The 19,690-nt window shown below is 70.2% G+C and carries 22 protein-coding genes; 12 read left to right on the forward strand and 10 right to left on the reverse strand.

Translation table 11 applies throughout. The annotated features are described in order from the left end of the window. Nucleotides 1–33: 33 nt before the first annotated feature. From ACU6XJ_RS17055 to ACU6XJ_RS17075, 5 genes are all read right to left on the reverse strand, one after another. Nucleotides 34–816, reverse strand: coding sequence for an ABC transporter permease (locus ACU6XJ_RS17055; RefSeq protein WP_476312276.1), 783 nt, complete (start codon nucleotides 814–816; stop codon nucleotides 34–36). After that, entirely contained in the window at nucleotides 813–1,727 is a 915-nt protein-coding gene (locus tag ACU6XJ_RS17060; RefSeq protein ID WP_476314074.1) for an ABC transporter ATP-binding protein, read from the reverse strand. Before ACU6XJ_RS17060 ends, ACU6XJ_RS17055 begins: the two co-directional genes overlap by 4 nt. 209 nt (nucleotides 1,728–1,936) lie before the next feature. After that, nucleotides 1,937–3,466: a 1,4-alpha-glucan branching protein domain-containing protein gene (locus tag ACU6XJ_RS17065; protein ID WP_476312278.1), complete on the reverse strand. Its 1,530-nt coding sequence runs from the start codon at nucleotides 3,464–3,466 to the stop codon at nucleotides 1,937–1,939. After that, the gene (locus tag ACU6XJ_RS17070; protein ID WP_476312280.1) at nucleotides 3,459–4,199 is read right to left on the reverse strand and encodes a class I SAM-dependent methyltransferase; all 741 of its coding nucleotides are present in this window, start codon (nucleotides 4,197–4,199) and stop codon (nucleotides 3,459–3,461) included. Before ACU6XJ_RS17070 ends, ACU6XJ_RS17065 begins: the two co-directional genes overlap by 8 nt. A gap of 23 nt (nucleotides 4,200–4,222) precedes the next feature. Next, complete coding sequence (locus tag ACU6XJ_RS17075) at nucleotides 4,223–5,065, reverse strand: DegV family protein (RefSeq protein ID WP_476312283.1); 843 nt, start codon at nucleotides 5,063–5,065, stop codon at nucleotides 4,223–4,225. 242 nt (nucleotides 5,066–5,307) lie between these two features. Here ACU6XJ_RS17075 and ACU6XJ_RS17080 point away from each other — a divergent pair, with 242 nt between their 5' ends. Both ACU6XJ_RS17080 and ACU6XJ_RS17085 read left to right on the forward strand, forming a co-directional pair. After that, nucleotides 5,308–6,090 carry an electron transfer flavoprotein subunit beta/FixA family protein gene (locus tag ACU6XJ_RS17080; RefSeq protein ID WP_476312286.1) on the forward strand — a complete coding sequence of 261 codons (783 nt, stop codon included), beginning with the start codon at nucleotides 5,308–5,310 and terminating at the stop codon, nucleotides 6,088–6,090. Nucleotides 6,091–6,117: 27 nt separating this feature from the next. Further along, complete coding sequence (locus tag ACU6XJ_RS17085; protein WP_476312289.1) at nucleotides 6,118–7,077, forward strand: electron transfer flavoprotein subunit alpha/FixB family protein; 960 nt, start codon at nucleotides 6,118–6,120, stop codon at nucleotides 7,075–7,077. 63 nt (nucleotides 7,078–7,140) lie between these two features. Here the strand turns inward: ACU6XJ_RS17085 and ACU6XJ_RS17090 are convergent, their stop codons facing one another. Further along, entirely contained in the window at nucleotides 7,141–7,278 is a 138-nt protein-coding gene (locus ACU6XJ_RS17090; protein WP_476312292.1) for a DUF397 domain-containing protein, read from the reverse strand. 24 nt (nucleotides 7,279–7,302) lie between these two features. Between ACU6XJ_RS17090 and ACU6XJ_RS17095 the strand changes: the two genes are divergently transcribed. The 8 genes from ACU6XJ_RS17095 (at nucleotide 7,303) to ACU6XJ_RS17130 (ending at nucleotide 14,951) form a co-directional block, all read left to right on the forward strand. After that, nucleotides 7,303–7,605 (forward strand): hypothetical protein, encoded by a 303-nt coding sequence (locus ACU6XJ_RS17095; RefSeq protein WP_476312294.1) that lies wholly within the window; start codon nucleotides 7,303–7,305, stop codon nucleotides 7,603–7,605. A gap of 40 nt (nucleotides 7,606–7,645) precedes the next feature. After that, nucleotides 7,646–8,419, forward strand: a complete 774-nt coding sequence (locus tag ACU6XJ_RS17100) for an ESX secretion-associated protein EspG (RefSeq protein WP_476312297.1) — start codon at nucleotides 7,646–7,648, stop codon at nucleotides 8,417–8,419. Between the two features lie 311 nt (nucleotides 8,420–8,730). After that, entirely contained in the window at nucleotides 8,731–9,513 is a 783-nt protein-coding gene (locus tag ACU6XJ_RS17105) for a GNAT family N-acetyltransferase (RefSeq protein WP_476312300.1), read from the forward strand. A 35-nt stretch (nucleotides 9,514–9,548) separates the two neighbouring features. Next, entirely contained in the window at nucleotides 9,549–10,400 is an 852-nt protein-coding gene (locus tag ACU6XJ_RS17110; RefSeq protein WP_476312302.1) for a lysophospholipid acyltransferase family protein, read from the forward strand. Next, the gene (locus ACU6XJ_RS17115; RefSeq protein WP_476312305.1) at nucleotides 10,382–11,662 is read left to right on the forward strand and encodes a cytochrome P450; all 1,281 of its coding nucleotides are present in this window, start codon (nucleotides 10,382–10,384) and stop codon (nucleotides 11,660–11,662) included. Before ACU6XJ_RS17110 ends, ACU6XJ_RS17115 begins: the two co-directional genes overlap by 19 nt. An 80-nt stretch (nucleotides 11,663–11,742) precedes the next feature. Further along, nucleotides 11,743–12,942, forward strand: coding sequence for a cysteine desulfurase family protein (locus tag ACU6XJ_RS17120; protein ID WP_476312308.1), 1,200 nt, complete (start codon nucleotides 11,743–11,745; stop codon nucleotides 12,940–12,942). Nucleotides 12,943–12,946: 4 nt separating this feature from the next. Then, entirely contained in the window at nucleotides 12,947–14,029 is a 1,083-nt protein-coding gene (gene mnmA, locus ACU6XJ_RS17125; protein ID WP_476312310.1) for a tRNA 2-thiouridine(34) synthase MnmA, read from the forward strand. A 133-nt stretch (nucleotides 14,030–14,162) separates the two neighbouring features. Further along, on the forward strand, nucleotides 14,163–14,951 hold the full coding sequence (locus ACU6XJ_RS17130; RefSeq protein WP_476312312.1) for a formyltransferase family protein: 789 nt from the start codon (nucleotides 14,163–14,165) through the stop codon (nucleotides 14,949–14,951). A 7-nt stretch (nucleotides 14,952–14,958) separates the two neighbouring features. Here ACU6XJ_RS17130 and ACU6XJ_RS17135 read toward each other — a convergent pair whose 3' ends face one another. The 3 genes from ACU6XJ_RS17135 to ACU6XJ_RS17145 form a co-directional block, all read right to left on the reverse strand. Then, nucleotides 14,959–15,876 (reverse strand): serine/threonine dehydratase, encoded by a 918-nt coding sequence (locus ACU6XJ_RS17135; protein WP_476312314.1) that lies wholly within the window; start codon nucleotides 15,874–15,876, stop codon nucleotides 14,959–14,961. A gap of 61 nt (nucleotides 15,877–15,937) precedes the next feature. After that, nucleotides 15,938–16,162: a DUF3618 domain-containing protein gene (locus ACU6XJ_RS17140; protein WP_476312316.1), complete on the reverse strand. Its 225-nt coding sequence runs from the start codon at nucleotides 16,160–16,162 to the stop codon at nucleotides 15,938–15,940. Continuing rightward, nucleotides 16,159–16,584, reverse strand: coding sequence for a phage holin family protein (locus ACU6XJ_RS17145; protein ID WP_476312319.1), 426 nt, complete (start codon nucleotides 16,582–16,584; stop codon nucleotides 16,159–16,161). The genes ACU6XJ_RS17140 and ACU6XJ_RS17145 overlap by 4 nt, the downstream gene beginning before the upstream one ends. Before the next feature lie 127 nt (nucleotides 16,585–16,711). Here ACU6XJ_RS17145 and ACU6XJ_RS17150 point away from each other — a divergent pair, with 127 nt between their 5' ends. Continuing rightward, entirely contained in the window at nucleotides 16,712–17,116 is a 405-nt protein-coding gene (locus ACU6XJ_RS17150; protein WP_476312321.1) for a hypothetical protein, read from the forward strand. A gap of 43 nt (nucleotides 17,117–17,159) precedes the next feature. Here the strand turns inward: ACU6XJ_RS17150 and ACU6XJ_RS17155 are convergent, their stop codons facing one another. Beyond that, on the reverse strand, nucleotides 17,160–18,491 hold the full coding sequence (locus ACU6XJ_RS17155; RefSeq protein WP_476312324.1) for a glycoside hydrolase family 18 protein: 1,332 nt from the start codon (nucleotides 18,489–18,491) through the stop codon (nucleotides 17,160–17,162). 132 nt (nucleotides 18,492–18,623) lie between these two features. On the opposite strand from ACU6XJ_RS17155, the gene ACU6XJ_RS17160 reads away from it, so the two are divergent. Then, complete coding sequence (locus tag ACU6XJ_RS17160) at nucleotides 18,624–19,643, forward strand: methionine synthase (RefSeq protein WP_476312327.1); 1,020 nt, start codon at nucleotides 18,624–18,626, stop codon at nucleotides 19,641–19,643. The last annotated feature ends 47 nt before the right edge of the window (nucleotides 19,644–19,690 follow it).

Raw genomic sequence — 19,690 nt, forward strand, 5'->3', positions numbered from 1 at the left:
ACGCCAGCCATCTTCTCCGAAGAGCGTCACCATCTAGTCCCAGCGGAACGACTTGGCGGCCACCGCTCCCGCCCCCAGTGTTATCGCAGCCATTATGACCAGCGGCAACGCCGCGGGGGTAGTGCCGGTCCACGCGTCTTGGATGGGTTGCACGCTGGGCGGGACGTAGTCGCCGATGCGCAACAGAAGCTCCGGCAGCAGGAACCGCGGCAGGTACACGCCGCCGAAGAACATCGAGACGAAGAAGATCGGCAGCGCGATCGCCGTGGCGGCTCTGGCGCTCGGGGCGATGGCCGCCGCCATCAGGCCGAGCGCGAACAACGCCGTGGTGCCGAGCAGGCAGGCCAGCAAAAACCCGCCCGGGTTGCGTGGCAACGCCACCCCGAAGGCGAGGTTGCCGACGAGCACCAGCAGCACCGCTCCCAGCACCGCGACCGCCAAGTGGATCACCAACTGCGCGACGAGCAGCTTCGCCGGGTTCACCGGGGTGGTGGACAGCCTGCGCAGGATGCCTTGCTCGCGGTAGGCGGCTAGTCGTTGGGGCAGCAGGTTCACGCTCATCAGCGCGATGCTGACCACGATCAGCGAGGGCATGAAGAACTCCACGAAGGACACCCCGCCGAACTTCTCGTCGGCCTTGCGCAACCCCGGGATGAGACCCATCACGACGAGGATCAGGGTGGGAAGGGCGAGGGAGAAGAACGCCATCGACCGCTCCCGCAGGAACAGCTTGGCCTCCAGCGCCGTGATGCCGACCAGGGTGCCTGCCGAACCGCCCTTCTTCGAGGAACGCTGCGTCACGGACGGAGTGCTCATTTCTCCCCCTCCAGGGTCCGCCCGGTGAGGGCTACGAATGCGTCGTCCAGGTTCGCCTGCTCCAGGCGCAGGTCGGTCGCCACGATCTGGTTGCGCGCCAGCAGCGTGACCACCGCGGGCAGCACATCCTGGTCGCCGGTCACGATGATCTGCGAGCCGCTGCGGCTCGCGTCGGCCACCGCGGGCAGGTCGGTGAGCAGCTTCAGGTCCAGCGGCGCCGACGGGCGGAACCGCAGCCGCTGTTCGGAGACCACCCGGTTGACCATCCCCACCGGGCTGTCCACCGCCACCACCCGGCCGTTGTCGATGATCGCCAGCCGATCGCAGAGCCGCTCGGCCTCCTCCATGAAGTGGCTGACCAGCAGGATGGTCACGCCGCGGTCGCGGATCTTCTCGATCAGCTCCCAGGTGTCCCGCCGCGCCTGCGGGTCCAGCCCGGTCGTGAGCTCGTCCAGCACCGCGATCTCCGGATTGCCGATCAAGGCCAAGGCGATCGACAGCCGCTGCTTCTGGCCGCCGGAGAGCTTCTTGAACGCGGTGTTCCGCTTCTCGATGAGCCCCAACTCGGCCAGCAGGCGGTCCGGGTCGGCGGGCTGGGCGTAGAACGAGGCGTACAACTCGACCGCCTCGCCCACCCGAATCAGGTCCGGCAGCCTGCTCTCCTGCAACTGCACACCCACCCGTTGCCGCAGCTCGTCCCGGTCCCGCCGCGGGTCCAGCCCCAGCACCGACACCGTCCCGCCATCGGGCCTGCGCAGCCCGGTCACGCACTCCACCGTGGTGGTCTTCCCAGCCCCGTTGGGCCCCAGGATCCCGAAGATCTCGCCCCGCCCCACGCTGAACGAGACGTCCGCGACCGCCACCTTCTCCCCGTAGCTCTTGCGCAGCTCGCGTACCTCTATCGCGGGCATCCGCATCCCCCATCCGTTGACGTGTGCCTGGTCAGCGCTCCTGGCTGTGCGGTCTCCTCCGAACGCGACCGCGCACTCACGACCCTGCCCAGGCCTGTTGAGGGAAGCCTGCCTCCAGCCACCTCAGCGCGGATCGACCTGACGGGTCGGGGTGCGGTGGATTCGGGATCCACCGATCAGTTGATGCTGGACGCAGGCCGCTGGGGGCCTCAGCTGATGGAGGGCGCCAACCGTCGGGCGTCGAGGTGGCCGAAGGGCCCGTCCGTCGCCCGCTGTTCGGCTGCCAGTGCTCTCGCGGCGGGACTGCCGCGTTCGAGCAGCGCGGCGAGTTCGAAGAAGCGGGCGGTGTGCGCGTGGGCCCGGTCGCGGGCGTAACCGGCCGCGGAGTCCTTGGTGACCATGAACGCCCAGTCGCTGGACAGCGCGAGCAGCGCCTCCCGCACCAGCTGGTCCCGCGCCGGATCGCGCAGGTCGCCGCGCTGCCAGGACGCGGCCAGCTTCAGCAGGTGCTGCTGCACCTCGGCGTTGGTGTCCACCAGGTCGGCGACCTGCTCGCCGTCCCACACCCGCCAGTCCTTGCCGGAGCCCCACGACGAGGCGGGCAGTTCCACGGGCGGTCCGACGTGACCGGCTTCCAGCGCGCCCCGCAGCGTGGTCACCCGCACCCCGGCCGCAGGCAGTTCGGTGAGCACTGTCTCCAGCCACGCGGGCCCCTCATGCCACCAGTGCCCGTACAGCTCGGTGTCGTAGGCGGCCACCACCAGCCCCGGCCTGCCGCCGCGGGCCGCCAACTCGTCCAACCGGTCGCTGACCACCTGCACGAAGTCCGTGGCGTGCCGCCGCACCGCCGCGGCGGCCAGGTCGGGGTCGTAGGGCTCCTTGCGCTCCGGGTCGACCTTCCGTCCGGTCACCCGCGCGGGCTTGAGGCCGCTGGGGTGGTCATAGGTGTGGAAGTCCCGGTACGCGGGGTCGCCCGGGTAGCCGACCTTGGGCGACCACACCCGGTAGGACACCTCGAGGTCGCGGCCGAAGCACATCACGTCGCTCGACCCGACCGGTCGCGCCGCGGCGGTGTCGCCACGCAGCGCGGGCCCGTCCACCAGGAACCGCCGCACGCCTGCCGCGGCGTAGCCCGCCTCCATGCCGGGTGCGTAGCCGCACTCGGGCGCCCAGATGCCTTCCGGTGCGCGGCCCAACCGAAGCCGGGTGTCGGCCAGGCCCGCGTCCAGCGCGAAGGCCCGCAGCCGCTCGTCCAGCAGCGGCTGGAACGGGTGGGTGGCGGGACCGCCGAGCAGCTCGATCACCTCACCGTCCACAAGGGAACGGAGCAGTGGTGAGAACCCGTGCCGCCAGCGGCTTTCGAATTGCGCCAGCGCCTGCTCGGCCTGGCGGTGGGTGGCGGCGGCCAGATCGCGCAGCGCGGGTGCGGCCTTCCACCGGCCGCCCCAGCGGCTCGCGGCGTAGTCCGCGCGCAGCCGCCAGTTGCCCAACCAGTGGTGGAAGCCGTCGAGCGAGTACGGGTCGTCCAGTTGCGCGGCCAGCACCGGGGTGATGCCGAGCGTCAGCACCTGCCGCATGCCCCGCTCGCCGAGGCGCCGCAGCAGGTCCACCACGGGCAGGTAGGAGTTGGCCCACGCCTGGTACAGCCACTCCTCGCCGACCGGCCAGCCGCCGTGGTGCGCCAGCCACGGCAGGTGGCTGTGCAGCACCAGGCAGAACGATCCCTTCGGCTCAGCCAACGCGGCCCACCGCGATCAGGTCCAGGCTCGCGTCCAGGTTCTCGGTGGAGACCTTGAAGTCCGCGATCCCCACCGAGGTCACATCGGAGCGCAGCTCGGCGGGCCACGGCGTGCCGTCGGCCAGGGCGAGTTGCGCGTCGATGATCGAGCCGCCGTGTTTGGCGTCCAACGAGCGCAGCCGCGGCCCGTGGTGCAGCCCGGCGAACAGCTCAACCCGGAAGCCGGTGTCACGCAACAGTTCATCCAGTTCGGACGGTGCGAATTCCTTGGTGTGGAAGGGGTTCACCGGTGTATCGCTGTCTGGGGTGAAGGTCAGCCGGTTGGGGGTGGTGATCAGCAACTGTCCGCCGGGGCGCAGCACCCGCGCGCATTCGCGCAGGAACCCCGGCTGGTCCCAGAGGTGTTCGATCACCTGCAAGTTGGCCACCACGTCGATGGAGCCGTCCCGCAGCGGCAGCACCGCCAGGTTGCCGCGCACCGCGCCCAGCCGGGGGTAGGCGCGGCCGACGTGGGCGATGGTGAGCTCGTCGTAGTCCAGGGCCACCACCTGCCGCGCCACGTCGCTGATCAGCTGGGCGCCGTAGCCCTCGCCGCAGCCCGCCTCCAGCACGACGGCGTCCGCGCACCGCGGCAGCAGCAGGTGGTAGGCGGCCTCATGCCGGGCGAACCAGTACGTCTCCTCGGCGATGCCGGGAACCGTCCGCTCGCCGGTCAGCGGCAGCGATGAACTCATGGCGGCACCCTACCGCCGGGTAACTAGCAGGGGGCGACCGCGACGCCGAGTGAACCCGGTCCGGTGTGCGCGCCGATCACGCAGCTTCCCTCGGTGGTGATGAACTCCCGGATGTTCGGCACGGCCTTGCGCAGCGCGTGCGACAGGGCGATCGCCCGCTCGGGGGCGTCGAAGTGCTCGACGGCGATGTCCACCCAGCGCCCCGCGGCCTTCTCCACCGCCGTCGACACCAGGTGCTTCATCGCCTTGCGCTCGCCGCGGGCCTTTGCCAGCGGCGCGATCTGGCCCTCGCTGATGTGCAGCAGCGGCTTGATGGACAGCGCGGTGCCGATCCAGGCCTGTGCGGCGCCGATCCGGCCGCCGCGCCGCAGGTACTCCAGGGTGTCGACGTACACCAGTTGGGTGCTGCCGTGCAGCCGCTGGCCCACCTCGCGCAGGACCTGGTCGGCGGTGGCGCCCTGCCAGGCCGCGCGGGCCGCGCTGATCACCGCGTAGCCCAGGCTCATGCCGCTGGTCTGCGAGTCCACCACGTGCACAGGTACGCCGACCTCGGCGGCGGCCTGCTGGGCCGCGACGCAGGTCTGCGATTGGCGGGCGGAGATGTGCATGGAGATCACCGCGGAGGCGCCGCGCGAGGCGGCCTCCTGGTAGGCCCAGAAGAAGGCGGCGGGTTCCGGCGGCGAGGTGGACACCGGGACCTCCGCGCGCATGGCCTTGGCCACCTCGGGAGAGGGAATTCTCCGCTCGTCGTTCCAGGAGTCGCCGACGCGAAGCTGCAACTGGACGACGTTGATCCCCAGTTCCTCGCTCACCGACAGGGGGAGCGAGGCGGTGGAATCGGTGACGATGGCTACTCTGCCAACCATGGGAGCCGAGGCTATCGGTTGTTCTCACCCATTCGTGAGGCCAATCGGACTATTGGCCTCAGACCGTGAGTACCCTCACGCTTTGTTGATCGCTGTGACAACTTGCGGTGAAGTTACTGACGAGTAGCATTGCAAAGCCCACACCTGCTGTTGTCTTACGGCAGGCTGATGGCAGGGTCTGACCCACCACGCAGGCCCACGTCCGGTTGTGCGGAAGGTTCTCTGGAGGTCGAAGAAGGCCCATGAATATCGTCGTTCTGATCAAGCAGGTGCCGGACACCTGGTCCGAGCGCAAGCTCACCGACGGTGACTTCACCCTGGATCGCGAAGCCGCCGATGCCGTGCTCGACGAAATCAACGAGCGCGCCGTCGAGGAGGCCCTGCGCATCAAAGAGGCGGGCGAGGCCGAGGTCACCGTGGTGAGCATGGGACCGGACCGGGCCACCGAAGCCATCCGCAAGGCGCTGTCGATGGGAGCCGACAAGGCGGTGCACCTCTCCGATGAGGCACTGCACGGCTCCTGCGCGGTGCAGACCGCCAAGGCACTGGCCAAGCTCATCGGCACGGTCGGCCAGGTCGACCTGGTGATCGCCGGTAACGAGGCCACCGACGGCCGCATCGGCGCGATCCCGGCCATGGTCGCCGAGGTCCTCGGCCTGCCCCAGCTCACCCACGCCCGCAAGGTCGAGATCGACGGCACCACGGTGCGCGTCGAGCGCGAGACCGACGAGGGCCTGACCAAGCTCGAGGCTCCGCTGCCCGCCGTGGTGAGCGTGACCGAGAAGATCAACGAGCCTCGGTACCCCTCCTTCAAGGGCATCATGGCGGCCAAGAAGAAGAAGGTCGACGTGCTCACCCTCGCCGACGCGGGCATCGACGCGAGCGAGGTCGGCCTCGCCAACGCCACCTCCAAGGTGACCTCGGCCTCGCCGAAGCCGCCGCGTGCCGGTGGCCAGAAGGTCGCCGACGAGGGCGACGGCGGTGCCAAGATCGCCGAGTACCTCGTCTCCCAGAAGCTGATCTGACCGTCGTAAGAAATTCGAGGAGAACAGATGTCTGAGGTTCTGGTCCTCGTCGACCACACCGACGGCGAGATCAAGAAGGTCAGCCTCGAACTGCTGACCGCCGCGAAGAAGCTGGGCTCGCCGTCGGCCGTCGTGGTCGGCGCCCCCGGCACCGCCGCCAAGCTGAAGGACTCGCTCACCGCCTACGGCGCCGACAAGATCTACGTCGCCGAATCGGATGAGGCCGTGTCCTACCTGGTCACCCCGGTCGTCGACGTCCTCGGCGCCCTGGTGGAGAAGGTCCAGCCCGCCGCCGTGATCACCTCCGCCACCGTCACAGGCAAGGAGGTCGCCGGTCGGCTGGCCGTGCGCACCGGCTTCGGCCTGCTCGGCGACGCGGTCGACCTGGCCGATGACGGCACCGCGACGCAGTCCATCTTCGGTGGCTCGTTCATCGTGCAGTCCCAGGCCACTACCGGCACCGCGATCATCACGGTCCGCCCCGGCGGCATCGAGGCCGCGGAGTCCGCAGGCGCGGGCACCGAGGAGACGGTGGACGTCCCCGCCGTGGACGCCTCCAAGTCGGCAAAGATCACCGGCCGCGAGATCATCGAAGGCGGCGAACGCCCCGAGCTGACCGAGGCGACGGTCGTCGTCTCCGGTGGCCGCGGCGTCGGTTCTGCCGAGAACTTCGCGGTAGTGGAGAAGCTCGCCGACACCCTCGGCGCAGCGGTCGGCGCGTCCCGAGCCGCGGTCGACTCCGGCTACTACCCCCACCAGTTCCAGGTCGGCCAGACTGGCAAGACGGTCTCGCCGCAGCTCTACATCGCCCTGGGCATTTCCGGCGCCATCCAGCACCGCGCCGGCATGCAGACGTCCAAGACGATCGTCGCGGTGAACAAGGACGACGAGGCGCCGATCTTCGAGATCGCCGACTACGGCATCGTCGGCGACCTCTTCAAGGTAGCCCCGCAGCTCACCGACGAGGTAGCCAAGCGCAAGGGCTAAGCCCGCGCTGCACAAACCAGGCGGTGGCCGCCCGAACAGGGTGGCCACCGTTTTGTTTGCGGTCTACCGCCTGTCCAACCGCCCAGGCTTGAGCCCGCCAAGGAACGCGGACCACTCCCGAGCAGGCACAGCAATCACGCCGCCCGCAGGATTCTTCGAGTCCCGCAACGCAGCCCCTGCATGGGCCAAGGAAACTTCCACATCGGGCGAGTGGGTCTGCCGCCTGTGGCGCCTCGCCGACGATGGCAAGCCCCTGGGCTGCCGAGCCGAGCGGGCTTCGGCCCCGGTGGCGGCGCCGGGATGCTGGACCCCGACGGCCCAGGCTCCAACCGCGGTGGCGCAGGCGTCCGTGGCCCCGCGGGTGCCGGTGGCGCGGGCGGTATGGGCGGTGCCGGTGCGGGCGGCGTGGGTCGCGGCGGTGATGACGACAAGGAACACCGCACCGCCAACTACCTCATCAGCGAGGACAACGGCAACGAGATCGTCGGCGAACTGCCGCGAGTCGTCCCACCGGTCCTCGGCGGCTGACAAGAGCCGGTGGATCACCGGCCGCTCTCAAGGGGGAACAGTGCTTCCAGGGGGGAAGGTCACCCTCTCCGCCGACGCCTTCTACACGGCGTGGATGGCGGAGGGCTACTCCACGCCGCACCAGGCCCTGCTGCCCAAATACGAGCAGCAGGAGGAGATCCTCCAGTTCGATGTGGACGGCTCCGTCGACTGCGGCTGGCGCGAGCTGCAGAGCGCAGGGCTGGCCGAAGGCAGACGGCTCGACCCGGAGTTCGCCGACGTGCTGATGCTGGTCGGCAGACCCGCCGTGGAGTACTACGCGTACTTCGGCGTGGCACCGGATGACGACCGCACGGCCTTCGTCGGCGTCGGCAGGGGCTTGGCGACCCGGGTCTGCCAGCAGGACAACCAGTACACGATCGATGAGGTACGCCCCGAGCAGGTGGTGGAATCGCTGGTCTCGCTGCTGCCGGGAGCCCCGGCTGGGCGCGGCAAGGTGCTGTCCTTCCCCGCGAGCATCATGGCCGCCGACGGCCGAAAGCAGGACTCCTACCTCGAGCAGGCAGGCTCGCCGCAGGGCGGCGCGCGGCTCGCCCAGCACATCCGGGAGCTGATGGCGCAAGCCCGATCGGGTGGAGGCCAGCTGCTCAAAGCCGGTCGCGACGCGCAGGGCCGCAAGAAGCGCACGCCCCATCCGTTGACGTTCGTGGACGTCCAGAGCAGCGGGCGGTACCTGATCGAGAAGCGGGTGGGCCAGGACGGCTCGGACTGGATCACGCTGGCGCCCGCCACATTCCAGTTGATCACGAACCGGCTACGCGACCTCCCGGTGTGACCGATGGGGCCGCGAGGGCGTCAGAACGCGCGGTCACCGCCGTTTCACCTGCCGTGATCATGGACGATTGCATAGCTCAGTCTGATCGTTACGAGCGTGATCAAACTCACAAACGTGATGATTCTCCGGCTGCGATGTGTTGGAGCTGGAGAAAGTTTGCATAAGACCGCCGCCCACCCGACACATCAGGGAAAACCCCTGGTGGAGTCGTCGGGTTGTCATCCGTGGAGCTATCAGGGATTCACCGATTTTCCACTGACGCGTCACCGCGATGACTTCCCTCGGGCCAATCGGAACGGTAAACCGATCGTATGACCCAGCCGCAACTGCTCGTCAGCTCCGCGCCCGCGGGCACGGATCTTCCCGAGGACGCGCCCCGTTACTCACTGCTGGTGGCACGGGACAGTGATGAAGTCCGCGCCGCCCAGAAGTTGCGGTACGAGGTCTTCGCCCAGGAGATGGGCGCCACGCTGAACTCCAAGGTGGAGGGTCTGGACGTCGACCACTTCGACGAGTTCTGCGACCACCTGGTGGTGCGGGACGACAAGACCGGCGACATCGTCGGCACCTACCGGATGCTGCCCCCGGAGCGCGCGGTGGCCGCCGGGCGGTTCTACTCCGAGACGGAGTTCGACCTCTCCGCACTGGGTGACCTGAAGGGCAGCCTGGTCGAGACCGGCCGCTCCTGCGTGCACCCCGACCACCGCAACGGGGCGATCATCAGCCTGGTGTGGGCGGGCATCGCCCGCTACATGCACCTGTCCGGCCACAATTGGCTGGCGGGCTGCGCCTCGGTCCCGCTGCACGACGGCGGCACGCTGGCCGCCGGTGTGTGGGACATCGTGCACAGCAAGTACTACGCGCCCGAGGAATACCGCGTTCACCCGCACAAGGCGTGGGACCCCACCACGGCGCAGCGGCCCGCCAAGGCCGACCTGCCGCCGCTGCTGAAGGGCTACCTGCGGCTGGGCGCCTGGGTCTGTGGCAAACCCGCGCACGATGAGGATTTCGGTGTCGCGGACCTGTTCGTTCTGCTTAGCATGGACAGGGTCGACAAGCGATATCTGCGCTTTTTCCTGGGGGATTCGGCGTGAACCAGCCATCGCGGGCAGCTCATTCGCATCCTTGGATGCCGCATTCGCCGTGCGGCGACGGTTGTCTACCGCCGCCGCGCACACTGCCGAGGGTCTCCTATCCCCGGCAGGCGTTCCGGCTGTTCATGGCTGCGGTGCTGCTGCTCTGCGGTGGCTTCATCGCGCTCGCGCTGCCGTTCCTGCGCCGCCGCCCGCGGCGCAGGCTCATCGGCGCCTGGTTCCGCTGGCTGGTCAACAGCTTCGGCGTCAAACTGCTGATCCGGGGTCGTCGCGAGTTCGACTCCGGTGCGCTGCTGGTGCTCAACCACAACTCCTGGCTCGACGTCGCGGCCTGCAACGGGGTGCGGCCCAGCCGGATGCTGGCCAAGCGCGAGGTGCGCTCCTGGCCGCTGGTCGGCCCGCTGGCCACCGCCGCGGGCACCTTCTACCTCGACCGTGAGCGGCTGCGCACCCTGCCCAAGACGGTCGCCGAGGTGACCGAGGCGCTGCGCGGCGGCTCGGTGGTGGGTGTGTTCGCCGAGGGCACCACCTGGTGCGGGCTGGCCTCCGGCCGGTTCCGGTCGGCGTTCTTCCAGTCCGCCATCGACGCGGGCGTCCCGGTGCAGCCCATCGCGCTGCGCTACCGCCTCTCCGACGGTCGACCCACCACGGGCGCGGCGTTCGTCGGCGAGGCCACCCTGGACCGCTCGCTGATCCGCGTCGCGGGCATCAAGGGCCTGGTCATCGAGGTCCACGTGCTGCCGCAGCTGTCCACCGCGGACACCGACCGCCGGACGTTGGCGGCCAAGGCCAACGCGGCGGTGCAGTCGGTGATCCAGCCGCCCGCCGAGATCCTCGCCGACTTCGAGGAGCAGCTGCGGGCGCACCTGTGCAAGCCCGCGAGCTGATCGACCCCGACACCTACACCACGGGCGTCCCGCACGACCTGCTCACCCGGCTGCGCGCCGAATCGCCCCTACGGTGGCTCCCCGACGCGGACTGCTGGCTGGTGCTCCGGCATGCCGAGGTCCGCCAGGTACTGCGGTCCCCGGCCTTGTTCTCCTCGCAGCTCGGCGGCACCCAGATCCGCGACCCGCAGTCGCCCGAGGACCTCGCCTACGTGCGTCGGATGATGCTCAACCAGGACCCACCCGAGCACTCCAGGCTGCGCAGGCTGCTGGCCAAGGCGTTCACACCCAAGGCGGTCGCGAAGCTGGCCGACGGCATTCGGGCGCGGGCGTTTCGGCTGGTGGAGGTGGTCGCCGCGCGTGGCGAGTGCGACTTCGCCAAGGAGGTCGCCGCCGAACTGCCGCTGCTGACGCTGGCCGACGTGTTCGGTGTGCCCGCGAATGACCGCTGGTTGCTCTACGACTGGAGCAACCGCGTCATCGGCTTCCAGGACCCCGAGTACGCCGTCAGCGCCGCCTTCGACCCCGAGGGCGCCACCGACCTGGCGCGCCGCGCGCTGCGGCTGCGCCCACGGCCGGGGCCCGACGGCGCGATGCCCGACCCGCGCAGCCGGTCGGGCATGCCCGACCTGTACGCCTACGCCCACGCACTCGGCGCCTACAGGCGCAGCCACCCCGGCGAGGACGTGATGAGCGTGCTGATGACCCAACTTGACGCCACCGACGGGCAGGTCAGCGTCGAGGAGTTCGAGAACCTGTTCTGGCTGTTCTCGGTGGCGGGCAACGAGACGCTGCGCAACGGAATCCCCGGCGGCCTCATCGCGCTGCTGTCCCATCCCGAGCAATACGCCAGGCTGCGAGCGGAACCGGAACTGCTGCCGAGCGCCGTGGAGGAGATGCTGCGCTGGTGGACACCGGTGATGCACTTCCGCCGCACCGCCACCACCGACACCGAACTCGGCGGCGAGCGCATCCGAGCGGGCGAGAAGGTCGTCGTCTGGTTTTCCTCCGCCAACCGCGACGAGCGCGTCTTCGAGCGGCCCGCGGCATTCGACATCGGCCGCGACGCAGGCGAGCACCTCGCCTTCGGGCACGGCCCGCACTTCTGCCTCGGCGCCCAGCTTGCCCGCGTTCAGCTACGGGCGATGTTCGAGGCCGTGCTCACCGTGCTGGGCACCGTCGAACTCGCGGGCCCGCCCGTCAGGCTCCGCTCCAACTTCCAGAACGGCATCAAACGCCTCCCCATCCGCTGGCAGACGTGATCACGGTCCGAAGCGAGCGCGACCGGTGGAGGCGCCACCGTGTAAGCGCCGCCACCGGGTCGGTCTACCCTGGATGGGCGATGACCTACCTCGATCACGCGGCGACCACCCCGATGCTGCCGCAGGCGGTGACCGCCATGAGCGAGGCGTTGGCCGGCCTGGGCAACGCCTCCTCGCTGCATTCCTCGGGACGCCGCGCCCGCCGCGCCGTCGAGGAGGCCCGCGAGGAGATCGCGGGCGCCCTCGGCGCCCGCCCCAGCGAGGTGATCTTCACCGGCGGCGGCACCGAAAGCGACAACCTCGCGGTCAAGGGCATCTACTGGGCGCGCAAGGCCACCGACCCGCGCCGCAACCGGGTGCTGGCCTCGGTGGCCGAGCACCACGCAGTGCTGGACGCCGTGCAGTGGCTGGAGCGGCACGAAGGCGCCGACGTCACCTGGCTGCCGGTGGACTCCCACGGCCAGGTGCACCCCGAGGCGTTCGCCGAGGCGCTGGCCGCCGACCCCGACTCGGTGGCGCTGGCCACCGTGATGTGGGCCAACAACGAGGTCGGCACCGTGAACCCGATCTCCACCCTGACCGGGCTGGCCGCCGAGCACGGGGTGCCGCTGCACACCGACGCCGTGCAGGCCGTCGGCGCGCTGCCGGTGGACTTCGCCGCCTCCGGTGCCTCCGCGCTGACCGTCACCGGCCACAAGGTCGGCGGGCCCTACGGCGTCGGCGTGCTGCTCCTGGGCCGCGATGTGCCCTGCGAGTCGCTGCTGCACGGCGGCGGCCAGGAGCGCGACGTGCGTTCCGGCACCCTGGACGCCCCGGGCATCGTGGCGCTGTCGGTCGCCGTCCGGGAGGCCGTCGCCGAGCAGCCAAGGCGGGCGGTCGAACTGGCGCGGCTGCGGGACGACCTCATCGCCGCGGTTCAGTCCGCGGTGCCGGATGCGATACTCAACGGCGCCCCCGTCGGGCCGGGCAGGCTGCCGGGCAACGCCCACCTGACCTTCCCCGGCTGCGACGGCGACAGCCTGCTGATGCTGCTGGACGCGCGGGGCATCGAATGCTCCACCGGCTCGGCGTGCACGGCCGGGGTCGCCCAGCCCAGCCATGTGCTGTTGGCGATGGGCGCCGACGCGGCCACGGCGCGCGGCTCCCTGCGGTTCTCGCTCGGGCATACCTCGGGCCCCGCGGACGTTGCGGCAGTGGCGGCGGCGATCGGTCCGGTGGTGAACCGGGCCCGCAGCGCCGGGCTGGCCGGGATGCGGCGCAAGACGAGTACGAGGGTGTAGCGAGATGCGGATACTGGCGGCGATGAGCGGCGGAGTCGACTCGGCGGTGGCGGCCGCCCGAGCCGTCGCGGCCGGACACGAGGTCGTCGGCGTGCACCTGGCGCTGTCGGCCAAGCCGGGCACACTGCGCACCGGGGCCCGCGGCTGCTGCACCGTCGAGGACGCCCGCGACGCCCGCCGAGCCGCCGACGTGCTGGGCATCCCGTTCTACGTGTGGGACTTCGCCGAGCGCTTCACCGAGGACGTGGTCGAGGACTTCGTCGCCGAGTACGCCGCGGGCCGCACCCCCAACCCGTGCCTGCGCTGCAACGAGAAGATCAAGTTCTCGGCGCTGCTGGACAAGGCGGTCGCACTCGGCTTCGACTCCGTCTGCACCGGCCACTACGCTCAGCTGTCCACTGTGGATGGACGTCCGGAGCTGCGGCGCAGTGTGGACGCCGACAAGGACCAGTCCTATGTGCTCGCCTCCCTGACGCCCGAGCAGTTGGCAGGCGCCATGTTCCCGCTGGGCGGCTCCACCAAGGACCAGGTGCGCGCCGAGGCCGCCGAACGCGGCCTCGCGGTGGCGGAGAAGCCCGACAGCCACGACATCTGCTTCATCCCCGACGGCAACACCCGCCGGTTCCTCACCGAGAAGCTGGGCGCGGCGCCCGGCAAGCTCGTGGACGACGAGACCGGAGCGGTGCTCGGCGAGCACACCGGCGTGCACGGCTTCACCGTCGGCCAGCGCAAGGGCCTCGGCATCGACGCGCCCGCGCCCGACGGCAGGCCCCGCTACGTGCTGGCGTTGGAGCCGGTGACCGGCACCGTCCGGGTGGGCAGCGCGGAACGCCTCGGCGTCACCCGCATCACCGCCGACCGCGTCGTCTGGCCCGCCCCGCTGGACGGCCCCACCGAATGCGTCGCCCAGGTCCGCGCCCACGGCGGAACGGCCCCCGCCGTCGTCGAAGCCTGCGGCGGCACGGTCCAGGTGGAACTGCGCGAGCCGCTGCGCGGCGTGGCGCCCGGCCAGGCCGTGGTCTGCTACCGCCCCGATCCCGCGGGCGACATCGTCCTCTGCAGCGCCACCATCACCGCCACCCACTGAGGGGGCGCACCTTTACCCCTCGATCGTGTCCTGTTAACGGTCGGTCCCAACGGCAGGATGGAAGGGACGGTGTCGCTCGCGGAGATCGAGGTCAGCGGTGCGCATTCTGGTCTGCGGGCAACGAGACCTTGTGGTGTGCGTTGCACTGAACCGACTGCTGGCCGACCTCGCCGAACACACTGTGGCTGTTGTGTTGACGACCTTGCCGCCGGCCGATCCCGAATCGGGCTGTCCTCTGCAGCGGCAGACGTGGCTGGACGCCGATGTCTCGATCCACCAGGTCTTTCCGGCTCTGGACGCGCGACCGGTTCCCTCCGGTGAGCTCCTCACCTTCACCCAACTGGCACGCGAGCATCAGGTCGCGATTCAGGAGATCACACACATCAACAGCGGTGACGGCTATCGAATAGCCCGCGCGTTTGGCCCCGATCTGATCCTGGCCATCCGTTTCGGCAGGCGTTTCCGAGAGCCGCTCCTGACACTGCCACACCTGGGGCTGCTCAACATCCATTCCGGAGCTCTACCGGAGTTCGCCGGGCTGGCCGGACCCGCCCGCTCATTGCTCGCGGGCAGGCAGCACCTCACCTGCACCCTGCACGTCGTCGACCCGATCATCGACCACGGACCTGTCGTCGCCACCGCCGACCTGCCCTTCGACAAGGCGCGCTCGTTGTTCTGGCACCTGCCCAGGCTGTACGTGGCCGCCATCGACCTGTTCCTCGCCGCCCTGCCCGACGTCGCCGCGGGCACGCTCAGCCCACTGCCCCAAGACCAGACCCGCCGCCGGTACCACCGCGCGCTGACCGGCCAGGAGATCGCCGAATTCCGGCGCAGAGGCTTTCACTTCGTCACCGACCACGACTACCACGAGGTCATCGGGCGCTTTGGCTGGTCATGCCGGGACACGACCGCGGACGTGTGACGGCGATTCACGCCGAGGGCACCCAGTCGGCGTTGGCGCCGCAGAGCACGATGCAGGGCAGTTCGCCCTCGATGCGGTCGGCCAGCCAAGCCGCGAAAGGCACCGCCGCCGCGGGTTCCACCGCCAACCGGAACTCCTCCCAGAGCCGGGACCGCGCGTCACGGATCTCGTCCTCGGAGACCACCAGCGACCGCACCGGGTACTGGCTCAGCACCTGGAACGGCAGCGTCCCGATCCGTGAGGCGCCCAAGGCCGAGGCGGCGATCGAGTCCACCGCGGTGTCCACCGGATAGCCCGCCTCCAGAGCGGCGTGCACGGAGCAGCAGCGTTCGGGTTCGACCACGACGGTCACGCGCCCGCGCCCGGCCGCGATGGCCGTGCCCGCGGCCAAGCCGCCACCCCCGCCCGCCGAGGCGATCACGTCGACCTCGGGTACCTCGTCGAGGATCTCGAACGCGACCGAACCCTGTCCGGCGACCACGTCGGGATCGTCGTAGGCGTGCAGATACCGGGTGCCCGATTCGCCTGCCGCGGCGAGCGCCGCTTCCGCAGCCTCGGCGTAGGTGGAGCCATGTCGGACGACGGCCGCGCCTGCCTTCGCGATGCGCCTCACCTTGTCCTCCGGCGCGCCCGTCGGCACGTACACCGTGGCCGGTACGCGGAGCAGAGCCGCGGCGGCGGCGACTCCGAGCCCGTGATTTCCACCCGATGCGGTGACAACCCGGACGGGGAGTTCGCCGCCTGCCAGCAGTGCGTTGAGGGCCCCTCGGATCTTGAACGACCCGGTGAGCTGGAGCTGCTCCAGCTTGAACATCACGGAGCGTCCATCGACGCTGCCGTGGAGCAACGGTGTGTAGCGGACGAAGGGCGCGAGCCGCTCGGCGGCGGCGCGGACAGCGGCGAGATCAACCTCAGGGCCCGGCACCCCTCTAGCATCGCCGCCCTGCCGCCATCCGGCTGAGCCGGGGTGCGCTAATTCTGAGAGATCACCGGCGGTGCCGGAAGAACCGGACGATCAGCCACACGCCGACCGCGCCCGCGATGGCGAGCAGGCCGAATCCGCCGCCGCGCGTGGTCTTTCTGCGCGTGTCGTCCAGTTTGTCGGTCAGCGCCGACACGGTCTCGCCGAGCTCCTGTCGAGTGAGCTCGGCATCCCGCCGCAGCATCTCCTCCGACGGCTTGCGCCCGTTGGTTCGGGTCGAGGGACTCATCGCTTGGCTCCCTGCCTGATCGCGGCCAGATCTTCCTTGACGCTCTCCACGGCCGTCTCGGGCATCGGGGGAGTGGCCTTCTTCATGGCCCCGCGCCCGATCAGCGCGGCGACCCCGGCGGCCAGCAGCAGTGCCGCGCCGACGACCAACGCGCTGACCCACCCGGGCCACGCCGTCGCCAGCCCCAGGATCAGCGCCGCGATCAACGCACCGCCCGCGTACAGCGCCAGAATGCCTGCCGCGCCGAACAATCCGGCGCCGGTCCCGGCCTGCTTGCCCTTGCGCTGCAGTTCGTGCACCGCGAGCTGCATCTCGTCCCGTACCAGCCGCTTGACCTGCTCGGCGGCGTCGGAGACCAGCTGAGCGGTGGAACGCTCGGCAGCAGGGAGATCGGCACGCTGCTGAACAATCCGTTCGGTCATGCGAAGCTCCTTCCATGCTGCGGCTGGAGTACCCGTTCGCGCTCCCGGGTGAACGTCGAGGGTTCAGCTTCGTGGCCTTCGTCATCGTCGCGTGAGTCGCGCCCCCGGCGCGGGCACAGTGGTGGGTATGGGTTGGACCCCGCGCGACGACGCAGAACTGGCCGCAGGCTGGCGGTTATGGCTGGAGCTGAGCACGCGGGCCTGGCCGGACTGCACCTGGGACGGCACCCCCGGGCACATCGCCAGTCAGCTTCGCGACCTGCTCACGGTCTGCGGCGAGATCGAAGGCGAGTACTTCCCCGCGGGCTCGCCGCCCGGCTCCGATGTGCTGCGGCTGCTGCATTCCGTGGTGCTCGCGTGCAGCGTGCCGGTCGGGCTCTGGGAGGGCGATACGGCACCGGTGGACGCCGAGCGGGCGTCGATGCTGCACGCGGACCTGGCCTGTTTCGTCGAGCATGTGACGGAGGTGCGCGGCATTCTCGCCGCGGGCGGCGGCTGGGCCCGCCTCGACACCGCCCTGCCCTTCGGCTGAAGGCGGGGAGCCCGCGGACGAGCCCCCCGCCTACCCCCAAGACCTAGCCGGTGAAGCCCGCGAAGATCTTGGTGAACTCGTACTGCGACTGGGAGATGCTGGAACAGGTCGGCGAGATGCCGCCGCCAGGGCAGCCGCCGTTGTCACGCCCCACCGACCAGAACGCGACCAGCCCGATGTGGTTGGACCTGGCCCACGAGATCAGCTGATTGGCGTGGGCCTGGGTGAAGATCTTGCCGTTGAAGTTGCGGCCGATCATCGGCGTGACCCCCAACCGGCGCTTGAGTTCGGCGTCGGACAGCGACGGCCAGATCTGCTTCATCTGCTTCAAGACCGCCTCCGCCGCGGAGATCACCGCGTCGCCCCAGGACGGCTTGCTGGAGCCGAACTCCATCGTCATCGGGTTCACCAGCACGTTCACGCCCGCCTTGGCCGCGCTCTGCAGAACCTGCACCGAGTAGGGGTCAAGGCCGTAGTCGTCGCCCTGCACCCGCAGCGTGTAGGAGATCGCGGTGCCGCGTTCCTTCTGCAGCGAGGCCAGCGCCTGGTTCACCATGTCCTGCGGAATCGTGGCCTCGACGTCCACATCCAGGTGGTTCGCGCCGGTCACGTCCAAGATCTTCTTGTAGGCCGCCAGCAACGCGGCCGACGAACCGCAGACGCTCTCCAGGTACGGGCCCGCCGCGCCGCCGGTCGCGATGATCACGTCACCGCCGAGCGCCTTGAGTTCCTTGATGCCGTTGATGATCCGCGGCTCGTCGATCGGGATCGTGCCGCCCCACTTGGGGTTGCAGCCCGAGCTGTCGCCCAGCGCGAACGCCAGGGTGAAGTGCTTGTGCCCGGTGGCCTTCGCGACCTCAGCGAGCGTCGGCTTCTCGAAGGTGATGTCGATGTAGGGCGCCGAGGTGATCGCCGCCGCGCCCGGCGGCGGACCGGGGTCGGGGGTGCTGGTCGTGCTCGTCGGCTGGCTGGTGCCGGTCGGCGCGACGGCACAGGGGGAGCCGTTGAGCTTGCAGTTCACCGGGGTCCCGGTGCCCGAGGCGTTGAACCCGAAGGTGACCGAACCACCGGCGGGCACCGAGCGGTTGTAGTCGCGGGGCGTCATCGTGTAGTGATCGCCGGACCGGGATTGCAGGGCGTCCCAGTACGCGCCCATGGTGGTGCCCGCGGGCAGGTCGAACTCCAAGGTCCAGCCGTCCAGCCGGTCGGTGCTCGCGATGCTGAACTGTCCGGTGTAGCCGCCTGCCCATTCCGAGCTCTTGGTGAACGTGGCGGTTGCGGTGGGCGCTCCGGTCGCCGAGGTGACCGAGAACGTGGTGGCGACCAGCACCGCCAGTGCCCCGGCCACCAGGCCGAACGCACGGATTTTCCTCATCAGGACAACTCCTTTGGACGCAGGGGGTGGCCGCAGGGGTGGCCGCCAAAGGTGAAACGACGGTAAGTGGTCTAGACCTCAAGTGCAATGGGTTGACACCCTCGAAGGGCGGGCGGCGTAACTTCTCGGGGTGTGAGCACACTTCCCGCGGGGGTCGCGACCGGAATCGGTTCGCTGCCCGGCACCGACCCCGTCGAAGCGGCCCGACTGGTCCTCGGCGAACTCCCCGACCTGCCCCACCTGCCCGAGCTACCGGCCAGGGGGCTGGGCGCGGACATCATCGGCCGCACCGCGGCCCTGCTCGTCGACCTGTCGGTGGAACTGGTGCCCTCCGGCTACCGGGTGACCGCCCGACCCGGTATGGACCACCGCCGCGCGGTGGACCTGCTGGCCAGGGATCTGGACGCCCTTGAGCAGGCGGTGGAGGAGGCAGGCGCCAAGCCCGCGCTGCTGAAGGTGCAGGCCGCGGGCCCGTGGACGCTGGCGGCGGGCGTCGAACTCGTCCGGGGCCACCGCGTGCTGACCGACCCCGGCGCGCTGCGTGAGTTCACCGCGTCCCTCACCGAAGGACTCGCAGGCCACGTCGCTGAGATCGCCAACCGCCTCGGTGCCTCCGTCGTCGTGCAACTGGACGAGCCGTCGCTGCCCGCGGTCCTTCAGGGCAGGCTGCGCACCCCGTCCGGCTACGGCACGGTCGCCGCCGTGCCCGAGCCGGACGCCGTCGACCTGCTGGCCAAGGTGATCCGCGGCGTCGGCGTGCCGGTGATCGCGCACTGCTGCGCCCCGCGCCCACCGATCGCGCTGCTGCGCAAGGCGGGCGCGCACGGGCTGGCCGTCGACCTCACGCTGCTCGACGCGGACGACGCCGCGCTGCTCGACGAGGTGGGCGAGGCGCTGCAGGAGAAGACCACCCTGCTGGCCGGGCTGGTGCCGGGCACCGCGCCCGCCGCGCCGCCCACGCTGAAGGCACTCGCCGACCCCGCCCTGCGGCTGGTGGACAAGCTCGGATTCGACCGGCGGGTGCTGGCCGAACAGGCGATTGCCACCCCGACCTGCGGGCTCGCCGGCGCCGACGCCGCTTGGACCCGCCGAGCCCTGGCGATGGTTCGCGACCTGGGAAAGGCGTTTACGGAACCGCCGGAAGGGTGGTAGTGGGGTCGAATCCGATCGCGCTGAGCTGAAAAGTTCACGCTGTTACC

It is taken from the genome of Actinorectispora metalli (assembly GCF_056323685.1).

What these genes read in the sequence shown, in the direction of transcription:
- ACU6XJ_RS17055 (WP_476312276.1), bottom strand. Translation starts at nt 816, where the DNA reads ATGAGCACTCCGTCCGTGACGCAGCGTTCCTCGAAGAAGGGCGGTTCG.
- ACU6XJ_RS17060 (WP_476314074.1), bottom strand. Translation starts at nt 1,727, where the DNA reads ATGCCCGCGATAGAGGTACGCGAGCTGCGCAAGAGCTACGGGGAGAAG.
- ACU6XJ_RS17070 (WP_476312280.1), bottom strand. Translation starts at nt 4,199, where the DNA reads ATGAGTTCATCGCTGCCGCTGACCGGCGAGCGGACGGTTCCCGGCATC.
- ACU6XJ_RS17075 (WP_476312283.1), bottom strand. Translation starts at nt 5,065, where the DNA reads ATGGTTGGCAGAGTAGCCATCGTCACCGATTCCACCGCCTCGCTCCCC.
- ACU6XJ_RS17080 (WP_476312286.1), top strand. Translation starts at nt 5,308, where the DNA reads ATGAATATCGTCGTTCTGATCAAGCAGGTGCCGGACACCTGGTCCGAG.
- ACU6XJ_RS17085 (WP_476312289.1), top strand. Translation starts at nt 6,118, where the DNA reads ATGTCTGAGGTTCTGGTCCTCGTCGACCACACCGACGGCGAGATCAAG.
- ACU6XJ_RS17105 (WP_476312300.1), top strand. Translation starts at nt 8,731, where the DNA reads ATGACCCAGCCGCAACTGCTCGTCAGCTCCGCGCCCGCGGGCACGGAT.
- ACU6XJ_RS17110 (WP_476312302.1), top strand. Translation starts at nt 9,549, where the DNA reads ATGCCGCATTCGCCGTGCGGCGACGGTTGTCTACCGCCGCCGCGCACA.
- ACU6XJ_RS17120 (WP_476312308.1), top strand. Translation starts at nt 11,743, where the DNA reads ATGACCTACCTCGATCACGCGGCGACCACCCCGATGCTGCCGCAGGCG.
- mnmA (WP_476312310.1), top strand. Translation starts at nt 12,947, where the DNA reads ATGCGGATACTGGCGGCGATGAGCGGCGGAGTCGACTCGGCGGTGGCG.
- ACU6XJ_RS17140 (WP_476312316.1), bottom strand. Translation starts at nt 16,162, where the DNA reads ATGAGTCCCTCGACCCGAACCAACGGGCGCAAGCCGTCGGAGGAGATG.
- ACU6XJ_RS17145 (WP_476312319.1), bottom strand. Translation starts at nt 16,584, where the DNA reads ATGACCGAACGGATTGTTCAGCAGCGTGCCGATCTCCCTGCTGCCGAG.
- ACU6XJ_RS17150 (WP_476312321.1), top strand. Translation starts at nt 16,712, where the DNA reads ATGGGTTGGACCCCGCGCGACGACGCAGAACTGGCCGCAGGCTGGCGG.
- ACU6XJ_RS17155 (WP_476312324.1), bottom strand. Translation starts at nt 18,491, where the DNA reads ATGAGGAAAATCCGTGCGTTCGGCCTGGTGGCCGGGGCACTGGCGGTG.